Below are 16,825 nucleotides of genomic sequence, written 5' to 3'. Positions count from 1 at the left end.
GCTGTTTCCAGCAGCAATTTTAGCCAAAACTTTTCACGGAGTGATTATGGCGTCTTCTCAACTGATGGCCGAGTACCGCCAATGGCTGACGTTTCAGCGTCAAGAGCAGCTCAGCCGCGAACATCAAGGGATCGTACAGCGTTTAGAGGACGCCCGGGCGTCAGCTAATCAGGTGCTTCAAGCCTACCGAAGCATGGCTGAAAAGGCCTCGATCGAAGGGGCCTGCTACCGCACGATTTTCTTGCGCCAGCGGGATGACAACCACGCCCTCCCCTGCGAAGGCTGGCTTTTTGTACGCCGAGTACTGAGCGAAGGCAATAGCACTCGCGTACGTGTCACCCTGCTTGAAACTTTTAGCCTTGAAGATGGCATCATGGCGCCAGGCGATAAACCTGCCCGCAAGCTTACTTTAGAAATATTTGACCAGTTAAATATAGATAAAGGCATGCGCACGAACGTCAGGGTCGACTGCCTGGACACTCCTCAGGATTACCACTTTATTACGCTACTCGATGCCGTTCGCGGAGACTTGCGTCCCCACCTCAAGTAAGTACTCGTATGGCAACGCGTCGCTCGATTACGTTTATTTTGCTGATGGTTGTGGTGGGGCTTAATTTACGCCCCGCCATGTCTTCGGTCGCTCCTCTACTTACCCGCTTGCAAGAAAGCGCCGGGCTTTCCGCTACCGCGGCAGGGCTACTCACCACGCTCCCCGTGCTTTTTTTAGGCCTCTCCGCCCCTCTTGCCCCTGCCCTGGCTAAACGTATAGGCAGTGAACGGGCGCTAAGTGCGGCACTGACACTGCTGGCTGCTGGATTGATTTTGCGTGGCTTACCCCTCCCCGGCGGGCTCTTTATCGGCTCAGCGATGGCAGGCTGTGCGATCGGCATTGGCGGCACCCTGCTACCGGCCCTGGTTAAGCGTGAACTCCCCGACAGTGCAGACCTGCTCACCGGCTTATACACCATGGCGCTTTGCTTAGGTGGCGCGTTAGGGGCTGGGTTTAGCGTTCCATTAACGCAACTGCTCGGCAGTTGGCAGGCGAGCTTGATGAGCTGGTCACTGTTGGCGCTGTTCGCATTAGTGCTTTGGCACTTCCAAATGCCCCGCACCACCATGACCAACACACCAACAGCGCCTAAAAGCGGTATTTTACGCCTTCTTAAGCAACCGCTTACCTGGCACGTTATGCTGTTCATGGGTATTCAATCGTCCATGGCTTACATCGTATTTGGCTGGCTGCCTACACTGCTGGTTGATCGCGGTTATAACGAGGCCGATGCGGGCTGGACAATGGCGGTGTCGATTATGTGCCAGCTTGCCTCAGCGCTTGGCGCCCCTTGGCTTGCACGCCTGGGGCGTGACCAGCGTCCCGCGCTATTACTTGTGCTGTTTAGCACCGCCATAGGCCTGTGGATGCTGCTTATCGCGCCACTGGTATGGAAATGGCCCGGCGCTGCACTGCTGGGTATCGGCCAAGGTGGCAGCTTTAGCCTGGCGCTAAGCCTGTTAGTATTGCGCACGGCCAACTCACGCCTTGCCGGTCAACTTTCTGGGCTTGTTCAGGGCGGTGGCTATACGCTGGCCGCACTAGGCCCCTTTGGTGTGGGGGTTATGCTGCAATCAGGCGCCAACACACCACATATCGCCTGGCTGTTGATCGCCCTGATTATGGTTTGCTGTGGCTTTGCGCTACTAGCGGGCCGCAATCATCGCTTAGACGATCATAGTGGTGAACTTTTGGTACAGCGTGTTACGCCTACTTTCTGATTAGCAGGTTTCGCATAAAGCCCCAGGAGATGGCGATGAACCCCTACTCCCCTCTAGCCGACAGCGTTCCCTCCCAAGAGCGCATTTTAGTTATTTACACGGGCGGCACCATCGGTATGCAACAACATGCAGAAGGGCTCACGCCTGGCGGTGACTTCACTAACCGCATGGCGACAGCGCTTAACCAGCTACCGCTTGCCCAACAGCAATCACTTCCGCCTTATGAGGTGGTTAGCTATACCACGCTGATTGATTCAAGTGCCGCTACCCCGCTCACTTGGCAGCAGATTGCCCACGACATTAACGACCAATTAACGGCCTACGCCGGTTTCGTGATTATTCATGGCACCGATACGCTCAGTTGGACGGCCGCTAGCCTTGCCTATCAACTCCAGGGGATAGATCGACCAGTGATCGTCACGGGCTCAATGCTGCCATTGGAATCGCCAGGCAGCGATGCCTTGGACAACTTGCACGGCGCGCTGCAGTTTGCCGCTAAGCCCGAGCTCCAAGAAGTGGCTATTTACTTTGCAGGACAATTATTGCGGGGCGCCCGTGCCATCAAGCAGCACAGCGAAGCAGCCAACGCCTTCGCCAGCCCCAACTACCCACTGCTCGGTGAGCGGGTAGGCGAAGATTTCGTTTATTACCCCAGCCGCGGACTTGGCCTGCAGCAGCGTGGTGCGCCGCGTTTCGAGCTCCCCGACTACCGCTTGGTCAATCAGGGAGAGATCGTTCGCATCGCCCTTTGGCCGGGCATATCAGCTTGGCAACTAGACGCCTGGCTGAGTGATGCGCGTGTCAAAGGGGCGCTGCTCCAGCTCTGGGGCGCGGGTAACCTCCCCGACGACCCCAGTTTGCTTCACGTACTTGCCAAAGCCAGCGGGGAAGGCAAACTGCTCGCCGCCATTAGCCAGTGCCCCCAGGGAAGTGTCCACTTGGGTGCTTATGCGGCGGGGCATGGCCTGAGCGATGCAGGCGTTCTCGCCGGCGATGATATGACGCCAGAAGCGGCATACACCAAGCTAGCCCACTTACTGGCACAGCCACTCGCGTTAGAGGATCAGCGGCAGCGCTTTTTAACGTCGCTAATCGGTGAACGCTAGCCAATCACAGCATTTGAAAGGTGGCGTAGGCTGAGAATCAAGCTATGTTGTAGGAAGCATTCTAACCGTTTGAAGGAGCAACAGATTATGGAAAAACCGGTGCACCATTTCAGCGAACTATTCGAGCAGTTGGGCCTAGCATCTGACGCAGCTTCAATCGAGCGCTTTATCCAGCGCAACGCCCCGCTTCCAGAAACAATGCCATTGGCTGAAGCCCCTTGCTGGAACGAGGGCCAAGCAGAGTTTTTAAGAGAAGCCGTCGATGACGATGCCGACTGGGCAGAGGTCGTCGACCACCTTGACGCCTCAATGCATAAACCACAGTAAGGCGGAGGCCTATTAATCGGAGGCTTGATAACTTATGCGCCGCTAGTACGGCGCTATCCATTCAATCGCGCTTCTACACGTTCAAGAATTTGGCGGCTGACTTTGCCGACTAGCGGCTTGGCCGCTTTGTTAACGGCTTTCTCCATTAAGCGGTTGCGAATCTCATAGCTCAACATCAACGCCACTTCGGTTCCTTCTGGCACCTCGCGAAGGCGATAACGCCCCTGGTTCTTCACCCCATCCAACGACTCCCAGGCAAGCACATGGGGCGGCTGGATCTCGGTCACCATGACATCAAATGCCCAGTCCATACCCACGGCACGCACATGCCACCGATAGCGGTTTTCGCCCAGCGTTTCTATTGAGCGAATCAGATCCGAGTAATCGGCAAAATCCTCGACACGGCGCAATAGTTCAAACACACGTTCGGGCGGAGCGTTAATGATTTCACTATGTTCAATCGTTGCCATTGGTTCGCCTCTAACGACATGGATGGATAGCGTAGCATGTTGATATTAATGCTGCCCGCCTACGCACTTTCTACCTCACCAAGGTACTTCGATAAGCGCTAGAACTGGTCAGACTAACGGCTATTGCGTAAACTGCCGCCCTTCCGGACCGGACCCCGGAACGCCGCGACAGCTAAACACTGCTCGTGATTAATAAATTCTCCGACAAAGAGTGTTTTCTCATGTCATCAACACCCCCGATGGCGGCTGATACAGCCACCACGACCGTTGTTATCTATTCCGGTGGAATGGACTCTTTTACCGTGCTCCACCGCGCACTGCGTGAAGGGCTTAACGTACACGCGCTTTCGTTTGACTACGGCCAGCGGCACGCCCGCGAACTCGATACTGCACGCCAGGTGTGCGCCTCGCTAGGGCTCCCCCATCAAGTGGTCGATATTCGCGCTATACACGGCCTGATTGATAATTCGGCGCTCACCAACCCAGCCCAGGCAATGCCCCAGGGCGACTATGGCGCAGACAACCTGCGCGCTACCGTGGTGCCTAATCGTAATATGATTTTGCTCTCCCTGGCGATTGCCAAGGCCGTCAATATTGGCGCAGAGCGCGTCGACTACGGCGCCCATGGCGGCGACCACGTTTTATACCCCGACTGCCGCCCCGGGTTCGTCGAGGCTATGAATCATGTCGCGGGCATCGCCAACTTCGAGCCGGTTAAGCTACACGCCCCTTATCTCAAAGTAAGCAAGGCCGACATACTGCGTGACGGCCTGGCAATGGGATTGGATTACCGCCATACATGGACCTGCTATGAAGGCCGTGAACTTGCCTGCGGCGTATGCGGCAGCTGCCGCGAGCGGCTGGAAGCCTTTGCCGCCAACGGCGTGACCGACCCATTGGCTTACAGCGTAGACAGCGCAGTAGGTCAGCGCTGATGTATCAAGTCAAAGAAGCCTTCTACACCCTGCAGGGGGAAGGTGCCCAAGCGGGCAGAGCGAGCGTTTTCTGTCGTTTTAGCGGCTGCAACCTGTGGTCAGGTCGTGAGATTGATCGGGCGACGGCTAAATGCACTTTTTGCGATACTGACTTTATTGGCACTAACGGCATCAATGGCGGTAAGTTTGCCACTGCTACCGCCCTTGCTGAGCACATTGCAGCGCTCTGGCCCAGCCACAGCAGTGACGCCAAGTCGAAGGCAACACCCTATGTGGTGTTTACTGGCGGCGAGCCACTGCTGCAGCTTGACACAGCGCTGATTGCCACGTTGCATAGCCATGGGTTTGAGGTGGCCGTCGAGACCAACGGTACTTTGCCACCGCCCCCAGGCATTGACTGGCTGTGTGTCAGCCCTAAGGGCAGCAATCCGCTGGCCGTTACCCAAGGCGACGAACTAAAGCTCGTTTACCCTCAAGCAGAGGCTCCTCCAGAGCAGTTTTCAAGCCTGGGGTTTCGCCACTTCTTTTTACAGCCGATGGATCTTGCTCCTCTCAATCAGGATAAGACCACCGTCGCTGAAGCGACCGCCTACTGTATGGCTAACCCCCAGTGGCGTCTATCGCTGCAAATGCACAAATTAGCAGGTTTTGATTAATGTCCCTATTCGTAAACCAACTGACCCATATTGACGTTTCAATTTGGTGTTCTGAGCGCGGCCTAGTGGGCTGTAGCTGGCAGGTAGACGCACTGCTGGATGGCGAGCTAGGCGAAGATGGCATGCTCTTCGACTTTGGTGAAGTCAAGCCGTGGATCAAGCGCACGCTTGATAGCGGCTTAGATCATACTCTACTGGTGCCCACCCAAGCCCCCGGGGTGATTGTTACAGAGTGCCTCGAAGGTGTGTGCATACGGACTACCACGCCCTACCCGATGGAAGTAAGGGGGCCAAAAGAGGCGTTTAGCCTGCTGCCGTGGAAAACCATTGAGCTTGACACGGTCGCTGAGTATTTAAGCCAGCAGCTCACTGAACAGCGTCCTAACAATGTCCACCAGGTCACCCTAACGCTGAACGACGAGGCCATTGAAGGCGCTGCCTATGGCTACACGCACGGCCTAAAGCGCCACCTAGGCAACTGCCAGCGTATCGCCCACGGCCACCGTTCGCGGCTACATATCCTTCAGCAGGGGGTACGTCAACTTAAGCTCGAACAGCAGTGGGCCGCATGGTTAGATAATCGTTACCTGCTTGAAGAGGCGGATATCACCTCACGGGATAACGACTTCCTGATCTGCGCCTACCGGGCCGCTCAAGGTGATTTCTCCATTACGCTGCCACAGTCGCTATGCGCGATCCTCCCCGGCCCCACCACGGTAGAAAATATCGCCGCTTGGCTGGCAAAAGAGGTTGCCACGCAAAGCGGCGTAACCACGCGCATTCAGGCCTTTGAGGGCATCAACAAGGGCGCGATTGCCATGTCTACACCTAGTGCTACACCAAGTCAGCTATGAGTGAAGGGTGTCGTGCGGGGTGTGGCGCCTGCTGCATCGCACCTTCAATTAGCTCAGCTATCCCCGGCATGCCTGAGGGCAAGCCGGCGGGCGTTCGCTGCGTGCAGTTAGACGAGGATAACCTGTGCCGTTTGTTCGGAGATCCGAGCCGCCCCAGGGTCTGCGAGCGGTTTAACTTTGACGCCAGTGTGTGCGGCGAGCACCGGGAAGAGGCGCTCGCCACCTTGACGTGGCTGGAGCAGGACACCCGTTAAACAGTGCCCTGCTTTAGTTTATCAACCTTCAGCGCCTACCGGCCGCGGTAAACGGCGATCCAACAAGCTGATCCAACGGGTTAGCACCGGCGCATCGCTGTGGCTGACTTCACTCAATAGCTGCCTAAAACTCTCTTTCGCCTGCTGGTCGTTAGGCTCGATACGCGTCAGCCATAGCTCAAGGGCCGCTAGCTCCTGGTGGCGATTGCCGTGCTCGCGGGACTGGTTTATCGCCATTTCAGCCAATGCTTTGACTTCATTGGCGGGGTGTCCCAGCAGATCACGCACCTTGGCCAGTTGGGTGGCTAATTCAGGCAAAAATAGCGTGGTACGTTCACGGGCAATCACCAAGCACTGGTCGAGGTACTCCTCTGCGGCATTTAGCTCGCCTAGTTCAATGCAGGCATCCGAGTACCACAGCACCGGCCGCTGGTAGCGGTCACGACCATTCAGCTCCGCCATCTGATCCAGGCTATCGCGTAACTGAGTCAACCCGGTGGCATCGCCTGCCAGGGCTCGTTGCCAACCGAGAATGCACTGGCTGGAAATTTGCCACAGCTGTAAATCGGGCGTTCCGGTCATTGCCGCCGCTCGTTCTGCATGCCGCGCGGCCAAGTGAACGTGACCTAGCTGACGGTAGAGCGCAGCGGCAAATAGCAGCGCCAGCGCCAAGGTACCGGGGTGGGCGATTTTCTCCGCCAGCCGAATCGCCGCCGATACTTGCCGCTCGGCACGCTGATAATCACCGCGCAGGCAGAGCGCCCAGCCCTGAAAGCAGGCGGCCGAAACTTGCGGATGATCGGAGAACGGTAGCCACTCGATCATCATTTGCGCATTGAGGGGATCGATTTCATCTAAATGGTCGTGAGCCTGCTGAATGCGACCTGCCCAGTATTCGCAGTTAGCGCGGGCATAGTCGGCCAAACGACGATAGCGAGGGTCTTCAAGACGTGCAGCGAGATCAGCGAGCGTCGACGCCAGTGCAAAGGCATCGGCATGAGCATAGCGCTGGCTACGCCCTACCCAAAGCCCCCATTTGACCAGGAATATCTGCTCTAGATCTTCTGGGTCTTCTAATCTATCGGTACCCGATTCGCGCAGTAGCTCCCTCGCACGCACAAAGCTTTCGTGAGCGGTAGGCGAGCCATGCCCCTCAAGTGAGAAGGCCGCCTGGCCGCGCACGGTGAGCAGACTCACTTCACGCTCAATCTCATGCTCGACGTGGCGCAAGCTCGCCAAACCGAAATCGGCCATGCGTAGTGCAGTTCGGTTGGCGCTCACCTTAAGCGCTTCCCGGGCGGCCAGTTCGAAATAGCGTGCACCACGGGCATAATGACCGCTACGGCGCAGATGGGTGGCAAAATCGCCGGGGTGGCGACTAATCCACACCGGGAAGCGCTCCTCAATTAAGGTCACTACTTGCTGATGCAGCTTGACCCGCACATCCCGCGGACAGGAAAGATAGGCCGCTTCTTGCAGCAGTTGATGGCTAAACTGGTATTCGTGTTCGCCGCTCTCTTTATCGACCGGCTCGACAATCTCAAGCGCCCGCATATGTTCGAGCGCTTGGTTAAGCCGACCTTTTTCCCAGCCGCTACACTCCAGTAGAAAATCCAACCGGAAGCGCTTACCCAGCACTGCCGCTATGTGGGCAATTTCTCGGTCACCCTCAAGCTGATCAATACGGCTTGCCAACAGACCTAATAATCCTTTGGGCAGTTCATCGAACTGGACACTGCGCCCTTCGCGACGATCCATATCCAGACGCCGGCAAATCTCCTGCATATAGAGCGGCACGCCATCGCAGCGCTCAATAATCTGGTTGCGTAACCGCGGGCTCAAATGAATGCGGTAGCGCCGTGACAGCTGTGACAATAGCCGTGAAGACTGCTGCGGATCCAGATTCCCCAAACTAATCTGTTGATCCCAATGTAGCTTCACCGGTAGCAGCTCTCTGCCGTGATGGCTGGCTACCAGCATAAAGGCGGTATTGATTGGCAAACGTGCCTGCAACCCAGCGAGCACTTTAAACGACGGCTCATCAAGCCACTGTAAATCATCGACCATCAGTACCAGAGTATGGGTGGTCGCCTGACGCTCGATTAAGCGGTGCAGCAACATCACCACCAGTTCAACGGCTTCACCGCTTTGGGCAAGCTGGGTGATCTCCTGAACTTCGTGCACCCCAAGCGCCTCTTCCAACAGGTGCTGGCGCTCGGGCGTAAGCTGGTCAAACTCCAGCGTCGCCTGTAGTTCGTGAATCGCCTCAACGGTTAGTGGTCGCTTGAGATACCAGCTAACCAAAGTGCGGGCAACGCCGTAGGGATCCAGCACCGACAGCCGCGTGGTGGGCTGCCAGCAAATTGCCGCATCGCGACTGAGCTCTAACTGGCGGAAACCGACCATCAGTGCCGATTTACCCATACCAGACGCCCCGCGTACTAATACGCTTTGACGCAAACCTATACCTGCCCGCGCCAACGCATCGCGCAGCGTACGCAGCGAGGTTTCACGCCCGACCAGGCTAGGCGGCAGCGCATCTCGGCCGCCTTCGTTTAGGCCAAGCACTAAAGCACGCAGTCGAACGCGACCGTCACTCGCCACCAAACGCGATACCAGCCGCGGCTGTAGATCCAACGCGGGCGGCATGTGCTGGCTGGCTTCTTGAGAGATGACCAGCTCACTGCCTTCGGCCGCGCTCATTAGCTCCAGCGAGGTTTGGGTGACTTGCCCCAGCGGATCAGCCAGTTGCCGCTCGGGTAGATAAACGACTCGCCCGCTATGCAAACCAGCGGCCAGCTCAAATTGCGGCACTTCGCCTTCGCCAGACCAGTGGCGGGCACTCTCTTGGGGAAGCGCCTGTCGGCAGTGCTCATAGAGCGCCACTAACTCAGCCAACTGATGAGCAGGCCCGTGGGTGCCGAAACAAGCTAACCCCAAGCCGCCGGTGGCGCCAGGCAGCCAGAAGCCGCCCAAGTGATGGCACTGCTGCTCTAGCCAACGCAATAGCTCCAACTGCAGAGTGAGACAGTGGCGCGTCGCGGCACGATCTTGCCACTCCCCTTTTAGGCGCAACCGGATAGCCATTACGGAAAGCTGGCGCAGCTCAATCTCATCTTCACGTAGAGGTTTGCTATCCGCCGCCAGCGCGCGGGAAAAAGCCCCTTGAGGACTCATCATGCGCGGGTCATGGTGGCCGTCAGACCAGTAACTGGCCAGCTGTAAGAAGCTAGGTTCAGGCTGCTGACCTGACAATGCCAGTAGCTGCAAGTAGCTATTATACTGCTCATGAGCGGCGGCCATTTGATTCTGTTCAGCCAGTTGGCGTACCAAGCGCTCATGAAACGGGCCATAGCCGGAGAAGCGACTCACCAGGGTTTCCAGGATCAAATCAGGCACATCGGTGTGAGCTTCGAGCACCTGTTCGGCAAAACGAATGACGCGCTGGCGCCATTCATTGCGCACCTGGACTAACCAGCGCTGAAACTCACTACAGCTGGCCAATTGAAGCTCTTCAATCAGGTCACCTTGGTAACAGGTCATCAGTGCTTCCAGTGTATCCAAGTCACGCGGCCCTTCGAGCAGCTGCTGCAGCGTATGCAGGTCGACTTTCCAATTGGCCGGAAGCTGGAAGGCAATCGTTTGCCGGGAGACGCTTAATACTTGGTCAGCACTCTCTCCCAACGACTGCCGTAAACAGTGCAGCGCGTGACGCAGGTTAGTCCTGCCGGAAGATAACCCCTGATCGGGCCACAGCAGTTCCGCCAGCGCGGCACGATTAACCGGCTGACGATGTAGTAACAGATAAACGAGCAGCGCTTTCACTTTGTCGTAGCTGAAGTGAGTTAATACATCTTCACCCTGAGTGAGTGAAAAATGGCCAAATAGGGTTAACTGGTCTGTCTCACGAGCATCGCGCATGATAAACATCCTGCCGGGCTAAGCGGGTTAAGCTGGCACGCCGCTATGAAAACGAAAAGCAGTATCGGTCGAAGTAATCAGCTCCGCTTCACGCGCTACAAAAAAAGCGATCCGCTCGTCAATTGAGTCCGATGTCTGCTGGCGAGCCAGTAGCAGATAATCCTCGAAGTGACGGCCTTCTGACTTCACCAGGGTGCGATAAAACTTGGCAAGCTCTTCATCTAAATAAGGAATTAAGCAAGCGAAGCGTTCACAGCTGCGCGCTTCAATAAGTGCGCCGATGATGAGCACATCAATTAACCGTTCGGGGTCATTGCTGCGCAGGTGTCGCCTTAGCCCTTCCGCGTAGCGTGAAGCGGTCAAGTGCTGGTAGGCCACACCGCGTGCTTCCATGAGCGCGACTACTTGCTCGAAATGCAGCAGCTCTTCACGAGCTAATTGCGACATTTTGCTCAGCAAAAGTGGTTGATCTACATAACGATAGAGCAAGCTCATAGCGGTAGATGCGGCTTTTTTTTCGCACTGCGCATGGTCAATTAGCAGCGTTTCTGGATTTTCAAGCGCCCACTGCAGCCATGCTTCAGGGGTCGCACAGGCCAAAAACTGGTGCAAACTTTCCGGCAGCAAATCATCCGCTTTCACTGCGTGATCAGCCGTTTGCAAGCCACTCTTTTTTGTAGTTTGTGTAGAAGGTTGTATCAACATAACACCATCACCAAGCTTATATCTCACTATTGTACAACATATAAGGCCATAAGGCGCTTATAGTTCCCTGTTGCATACCATTCTCTACGATCTGAATCATCTATTACTAATGTAGCTACGCGTTTAAAAATGCTCCACACACTTTTAATCAATACGCTTGCATAAGCACTACAGCAGTAAAACGGCTCTCCAGTTAAGTAAGTGAGGAGTATGGTAACGCGCTGTAACGATAATCACACCCGCATAGCCTAAGGTTCGCTATGAAATGGAAAAAACTTTCCTGATTTTGAGCCAATTGGCTAATAAAAAGCGTTTTTTTGATCCGTTTAAATCGTGACATCAACATAAAGTACAAGAGTCGTCTCAGCTTGCCAGCTTAACATTGTCGACAGTTTGCCGTAGAATCGCAGCCATCCAACCACACGCTGTTTGTCAAGCGTATGTCATATGTGATCGGCCCCACTTTATAAAAACTGCGCAGCCAACACCGTGCAATGTGCAGGCCGTCACCATAAAGTAAATGAAACGTGAATGAGAGGGCCCCAACGTGCTTGAAGCTTATCGCCAACATGTCGAGGAACGTGCCGCCGAGGGCGTCCCGCCCAAACCCCTAAATGCCGAACAAGTAGCCTCACTAGTTGAGCTACTGAAAACGCCACCGGCCGGTGAAGAGGAGTTTATCCTTGATTTAATCACCAACCGCGTTCCGCCGGGCGTTGACGAGGCCGCTTATGTAAAAGCAGGCTTCCTCACCGCTATTGCGAAAGGTGAAGCGAGCTCTCCGCTGATCGACAAGATTCACGCCGTCAAGCTGCTGGGCACTATGCAAGGTGGCTACAACATCGTTTCAATGGTAGAGCTACTCGATAACGAAGAGCTTGCCCGCGAAGCAGGCGAGCAGCTCAAGCACACCCTACTGATGTTCGACGCCTTCCACGATGTGGAAAGCCGCGCCAAAAATGGCAACAGCGTCGCGAAAGAGGTGATTCAGTCCTGGGCAGACGCCGAATGGTTCCTGTCTAAACCCGCACTGGCTGAAAAAATCACCCTGAGCGTGTTTAAAGTTCCTGGTGAAACCAATACCGATGACCTGTCACCTGCACCGGATGCCTGGTCACGCCCGGATATTCCGCTCCATGCCAACGCCATGCTCAAAAACGAGCGCGACGGCATTGAGCCAGTGGTTCCAGGCACCACTGGCCCGCTCAAACAGATCGAAGATGTTAAAGCCAAAGGCTTCCCCGTCGTCTATGTCGGCGACGTAGTCGGCACCGGCTCATCGCGTAAGTCAGCCACCAACTCGGTGCTGTGGTTCTTCGGCGACGATATTCCCTACGCACCCAACAAGCGCGCTGGCGGCTTCTGCTTTGGTAGCAAAATTGCACCTATCTTCTTTAACACCATGGAAGATTCAGGCGCTCTACCGGTTGAAATGGACGTCACCAACCTGAACATGGGCGACGTCATCGATGTTTACCCCTACGCAGGTAAAGTGTGCAAACACGGTAGCGATGACGTTATCACCACTTTTGAGCTTAAAACGCAGCTGATTCTGGATGAAGTACGCGCTGGCGGCCGTATTCCCCTAATCATTGGCCGTGGTTTGACTGGTAAGGCGCGTGAGTCACTGGGCCTACCCACTTCTGACGTTTTCCGCCTACCCGATCAGCCTAAAGATACTGGCAAAGGCTTCACCTTAGCGCAGAAAATGGTCGGTAAAGCCTGTGGTCTTGAGGGCGTTCGCCCCGGCATGTACTGCGAGCCCAAGATGACCACCGTAGGCTCGCAAGACACCACAGGCCCGATGACCCGTGATGAGCTGAAAGACCTTGCCTGCCTTGGTTTCCAAGCCGACCTGGTTATGCAGTCGTTCTGTCACACCGCAGCTTATCCGAAGCCCGTGGATGTGGATACTCACCACACCCTGCCCGACTTCATTATGAACCGTGGCGGCGTTTCACTACGCCCCGGCGACGGCATCATTCACAGCTGGCTTAACCGCATGCTGCTGCCTGATACGGTGGGCACCGGCGGTGACTCGCACACCCGTTTCCCGCTCGGCATCTCATTCCCGGCGGGTTCAGGCCTGGTAGCGTTTGCTGCTGCCACCGGCGTTATGCCGCTGGATATGCCGGAGTCAGTACTGGTTCGCTTCAAGGGCAAACGCCAGCCCGGCGTTACGCTGCGTGACCTGGTTCACGCCATTCCGCTCTACGCCATCAAGCAAGGCTTGCTGACCGTTGATAAATCCAACAAGAAAAACGCCTTTTCAGGGCGCGTGTTGGAAATTGAAGGTCTGGAAGACTTAACGGTTGAGCAAGCCTTTGAGCTTTCTGATGCATCCGCTGAGCGCTCCGCCGCTGGCTGTACCATTACGCTGTCGGAAGAGAGCGTTACCGAATACTTGAAGTCTAACATCACCCTCTTGAAGTGGATGATGGGCAACGGTTACGGTGACGAGCGCACCATTAGCCGTCGTATTGAGGGCATGGAAGCTTGGCTGGCTAACCCCAGCTTGATGCGTGCTGACCAGGATGCCGAGTACACCGAAGTTATCGAAATTGATCTGGCTGAAATTAAAGAGCCCGTTCTGTGTGCGCCGAATGACCCTGACGATGCGCGTCTACTGTCTGAAGTCGCAGGCCAGAAAATCGACGAAGTCTTTATCGGTTCTTGCATGACCAACATCGGCCACTTCCGGGCTGCTGGCAAACTGCTTGAGAAGCAGCCTGCCGGTAGCTTAAAAACCCGGCTGTGGCTGGCACCACCGACGAAAATGGATCAGCATCAGCTGACCGAAGAGGGCTACTACGGCATCTACGGCCGTGCCGGTGCCCGTATGGAAATGCCGGGTTGTTCACTGTGTATGGGTAACCAGGCCCGCGTTGCCGCTAAGAGCACCGTGGTGTCTACGTCTACACGTAACTTCCCGAACCGTTTGGGTGACGGTGCCAATGTGTACCTCGCCTCTGCGGAACTGGCGGCCGTTGCCGCAGTAGAAGGACGTCTCCCCAGCGTTGAAGAGTATCAACGTTATATGAGTGAGTTTGACGCTATGGCGGGCGAGATTTATCGTTATATGAACTTTCACGAAATTGAGGAGTATCAAAAGATCGCCTCAAACGTGATTCCGGTCGCTCAAGAAGCCTAACGCTTGTTAAGCACTTGAGACAGACCGCCCCATCGCCGATGCTCGCACCATCGCAGAAGATGTGAAACATTGCATTTTCTGAGCCGATGACCGAACGTCCCGCCACTGTTTTACAGGGCGGGGCGTTTTTTTATGCTCTACCTTTCTAAACTGAACGGTAATACAACAGTGTTTACCCTTAGGAGCGTGTAATGACCCATTCGATTGATATCGTGACGCCCGATCTCTGCGATGCGCACCCAGAGGTTGCGGTGCTTGACCCGATGTTTGCCAATTTTGGCGGGCTTGAAGCTTTCTATGGCCCTATTCGTACAATCAAATGCTTTGAAGATAACTCCATGGTGAAACAGGCCGTTGCCGAGCCAGGCAACGGCGCGGTGCTGGTGGTTGATGCGGGTGGTTCGCACCGCTGCGCCATGCTGGGGGATATGCTCGCCGAGCAGGCAGTCGCCAACGGCTGGGCGGGGGTCGTTATGTACGGCTGCGTGCGCGATGTGGAGATACTCGCCTCTCTGCCCATTGGTGTTCAGGCGCTAGGTAGCCATCCGCGCAAAAGCGAAAAACGCGGCGAGGGACAGCGAGATATCGGCGTTACCTTTGCCGGCGTTACTCTTCAGCCCGGCCAGTGGTTGTATGCGGATAACAACGGCATTATTGTTGCCGAGCAAGAGCTGCCACTTTCTTAACAACGACCTCCGTAGTCATTAAATTTGTCTTAAAAGAGGCCCTTGCCAGGTGTGGCGGTTACTGCCACCCTGGTGACTCATTCTTACCGTTTAATGACGATGCAGCCTTTGACCTATCTTGGCTCTGCCTTACTGCGCACGTTACGCGATCACCTTCGTCCACTGATCGCCTATCACCTGTTTTTTACGCTGCTCGCCTCAGCCTTGCTGCTGCCAGCGATCACCTGGGTAACTCGCTGGCTGCTGGCCCAGCTCAACCGAACCGTGGTCACCAACGATGAATTGATCTCGCTACTGTTTAGCCCGCTGGGTTTAGTAGGCATGCTGGTGGGGCTTGGGTTCGCGTTTCTGATTATTTACTGGCAGCAGGCAGGCATGCTGCAGGTTGCCGTCAGGCCCCGTGACAATCACTATCGGCTGGCTCTTGAAGCACTCTGGCTAAGCACTCGTCGGCTGCCTGCCCTGGCAGGTCTCGTCATACTGCAGGTAGGCACCCACTTACTACTGCTCGCCCCCTTTATGGCCGGCCTCGCATGGCTTTACGATTTCTGGCTGAGCGGTATAGACCCTTACTATCTACAGCGCGTGCGCCCTCCCTCACTGTGGTATTTCATAGCTTGCGCACTACCACTGCTTATTACTTGGGTATGGGCGGCATCATGGCTCTACCTGCGATGGCTCTTGGCGCTGCCCTTTGTTGCCCTGGAAGAGTGTAATCCCTGGCAGGCACTTAAACGAAGCGTTAGCCTAACCCGCGGCTGGCGCCGCTCCATTGGCGCAGCAGTACTTCTACTATTGGTCGTCATTGTTAGCCTGCCGCTACTGGTGACACTGCTCTTTGACCGGCTATTCACGCCGCTTCTGTGGTGGCTGCCGGAACACAATGCCGTGCTCATCCCAGCGATGCTGGCGTATTTACTTGGCTATGTGCTGGTCACCCTGGCCATTACCTTCATCGGTATTGCCGCCAATGCGCTGCTTTCCGCCTGTCTCTATATGCAGCTGGCCCATCGAGAAGCTCGCCCTGCACCGCCACCTGAGGATGTTAACGCAGGCAAACTGGCCTGGGCGGTAGAGCTGAGCGTACTTATTTTTGCCGGTCTTCAAGCGTGGTGGATACTCAATAGCTTTGAGATACGTGACAACGTCGCGGTGATTGCCCACCGTGGAAGCTCCATGGTGGCACCTGAAAATACCCTTGCCGCGCTGGAGCAGTCGCTGCTTGATGGCGCTGACTATATCGAGATAGACGTACGTTTGAGCCGTGACCAGCAGGTTATGCTTTACCATGATCGCAGCATGGCACGGTTAACCGGCGACAACCGTGAGTTTGGCGAGCTTACCAGAGAGCAACTCAGCCAATTCGATGTTGGAAGCTGGTTCGGCGATGCTTTTCAAGGTGAGAACATTCCAGGCTTGGATGAAGCGCTGCAAAGGGTACGTGGAAAAGCCGGACTAATGATCGACATCAAGCCGCTGCCGGGTCAAGAACAGGCGCTAGCCGATGCCGTTATTGAGGCCTTAAATGCAGAGAGCGATGTGCGCTATCGCTGCTGGGCGACACAACAAAGCGCCTTCGATGGCTATACAGCGTGCGGTTTTCCCAATGCGCTAATGGATATGCGCATGGCAACCATGTCGCCATCATTACTGGAGTATTTGAGTCAGCGAGCTCCATCGCTGCGCGTTACCTTGCTGGCTCAGCTTATTCTGCCCGGCACGCTAAACCGGCGTGACTTTGCTGCCCTTGGGCTACGCCATAATCGCATTACGGAAGGGGAAATTCACTTAGCACGACTGTATGGCTACGAAATACACGCCTGGACCGTTAATGATCGAGCCAGAATGTCGACGCTAATTGACCTGGGTGTCGATGCGATTATCACCGACTACCCAGACCGTTTAACCGAGCTTATTCAAGTCCGTCGCGAATTAAGCGACGGTGCGCTGATGCTAGTAAAGCTGCGCAACTGGCTTCGCCAATAGAAAT

General features: G+C 55.6%; 14 protein-coding genes. 11 read left to right on the top strand and 3 right to left on the bottom strand.

Features of this window, described 5'->3' with window-relative positions; genetic code table 11:
- Nucleotides 1-46: 46 nt before the first annotated feature.
- The 4 genes from KF947_RS22035 (at nt 47) to KF947_RS22020 (ending at nt 3,203) form a co-directional block, all read left to right on the top strand.
- A complete protein-coding gene (locus tag KF947_RS22035; protein WP_133733492.1) occupies nt 47-550 on the top strand; it encodes a hypothetical protein in 504 nt (167 codons plus the stop codon).
- A gap of 8 nt (nt 551-558) precedes the next feature.
- The gene (locus tag KF947_RS22030; RefSeq protein ID WP_227405123.1) at nt 559-1,770 is read left to right on the top strand and encodes an MFS transporter; all 1,212 of its coding nucleotides are present in this window, start codon (nt 559-561) and stop codon (nt 1,768-1,770) included.
- Nucleotides 1,771-1,799: 29 nt separating this feature from the next.
- Nucleotides 1,800-2,876 carry an asparaginase gene (locus KF947_RS22025; protein WP_133733494.1) on the top strand — a complete coding sequence of 359 codons (1,077 nt, stop codon included), beginning with the start codon at nt 1,800-1,802 and terminating at the stop codon, nt 2,874-2,876.
- Nucleotides 2,877-2,963: 87 nt separating this feature from the next.
- Entirely contained in the window at nt 2,964-3,203 is a 240-nt protein-coding gene (locus KF947_RS22020) for a DUF2789 domain-containing protein (protein WP_133733495.1), read from the top strand.
- 53 nt (nt 3,204-3,256) lie between these two features.
- On the opposite strand, the gene KF947_RS22015 is transcribed toward KF947_RS22020, so the two are convergent.
- Entirely contained in the window at nt 3,257-3,673 is a 417-nt protein-coding gene (locus tag KF947_RS22015; protein WP_227405122.1) for an SRPBCC family protein, read from the bottom strand.
- Nucleotides 3,674-3,894: 221 nt separating this feature from the next.
- On the opposite strand from KF947_RS22015, the gene queC reads away from it, so the two are divergent.
- The 4 genes from queC to KF947_RS21995 are packed head-to-tail and all read left to right on the top strand — an operon-like array spanning nt 3,895 to nt 6,372.
- Nucleotides 3,895-4,608: a 7-cyano-7-deazaguanine synthase QueC gene (gene queC / locus KF947_RS22010; RefSeq protein ID WP_227405121.1), complete on the top strand. Its 714-nt coding sequence runs from the start codon at nt 3,895-3,897 to the stop codon at nt 4,606-4,608.
- Nucleotides 4,608-5,264 (top strand): 7-carboxy-7-deazaguanine synthase, encoded by a 657-nt coding sequence (gene queE / locus KF947_RS22005; protein WP_227405120.1) that lies wholly within the window; start codon nt 4,608-4,610, stop codon nt 5,262-5,264. The genes queC and queE overlap by 1 nt, the downstream gene beginning before the upstream one ends.
- Nucleotides 5,264-6,118, top strand: a complete 855-nt coding sequence (locus KF947_RS22000) for a 6-carboxytetrahydropterin synthase (protein WP_227405119.1) — start codon at nt 5,264-5,266, stop codon at nt 6,116-6,118. The genes queE and KF947_RS22000 overlap by 1 nt, the downstream gene beginning before the upstream one ends.
- A complete protein-coding gene (locus tag KF947_RS21995; protein WP_088700028.1) occupies nt 6,115-6,372 on the top strand; it encodes a YkgJ family cysteine cluster protein in 258 nt (85 codons plus the stop codon). Before KF947_RS22000 ends, KF947_RS21995 begins: the two co-directional genes overlap by 4 nt.
- 21 nt (nt 6,373-6,393) lie before the next feature.
- Here the strand turns inward: KF947_RS21995 and KF947_RS21990 are convergent, their stop codons facing one another.
- Nucleotides 6,394-10,293: an AAA family ATPase gene (locus KF947_RS21990; RefSeq protein ID WP_227405118.1), complete on the bottom strand. Its 3,900-nt coding sequence runs from the start codon at nt 10,291-10,293 to the stop codon at nt 6,394-6,396.
- A 27-nt stretch (nt 10,294-10,320) separates the two neighbouring features.
- Nucleotides 10,321-10,998, bottom strand: a complete 678-nt coding sequence (locus KF947_RS21985) for a tRNA-(ms[2]io[6]A)-hydroxylase (protein ID WP_133733501.1) — start codon at nt 10,996-10,998, stop codon at nt 10,321-10,323.
- A gap of 547 nt (nt 10,999-11,545) precedes the next feature.
- On the opposite strand from KF947_RS21985, the gene acnB reads away from it, so the two are divergent.
- From acnB to KF947_RS21970, 3 genes are all read left to right on the top strand, one after another.
- Entirely contained in the window at nt 11,546-14,149 is a 2,604-nt protein-coding gene (gene acnB / locus KF947_RS21980) for a bifunctional aconitate hydratase 2/2-methylisocitrate dehydratase (protein WP_133733502.1), read from the top strand.
- Nucleotides 14,150-14,340: 191 nt separating this feature from the next.
- Nucleotides 14,341-14,835, top strand: coding sequence for a ribonuclease E activity regulator RraA (gene rraA, locus KF947_RS21975; RefSeq protein WP_227405117.1), 495 nt, complete (start codon nt 14,341-14,343; stop codon nt 14,833-14,835).
- Between the two features lie 42 nt (nt 14,836-14,877).
- The gene (locus KF947_RS21970) at nt 14,878-16,821 is read left to right on the top strand and encodes a glycerophosphodiester phosphodiesterase family protein (RefSeq protein WP_227405116.1); all 1,944 of its coding nucleotides are present in this window, start codon (nt 14,878-14,880) and stop codon (nt 16,819-16,821) included.
- Nucleotides 16,822-16,825: the final 4 nt, after the last annotated feature.

Origin of the sequence: Halomonas sp. FeN2 (assembly GCF_020595105.1) — a bacterium.
GTDB classification, from domain to species: Bacteria; Pseudomonadota; Gammaproteobacteria; order Pseudomonadales; family Halomonadaceae; genus Vreelandella; species Vreelandella neptunia.
This window is presented reverse-complemented; position numbering and strand designations above follow the sequence as displayed.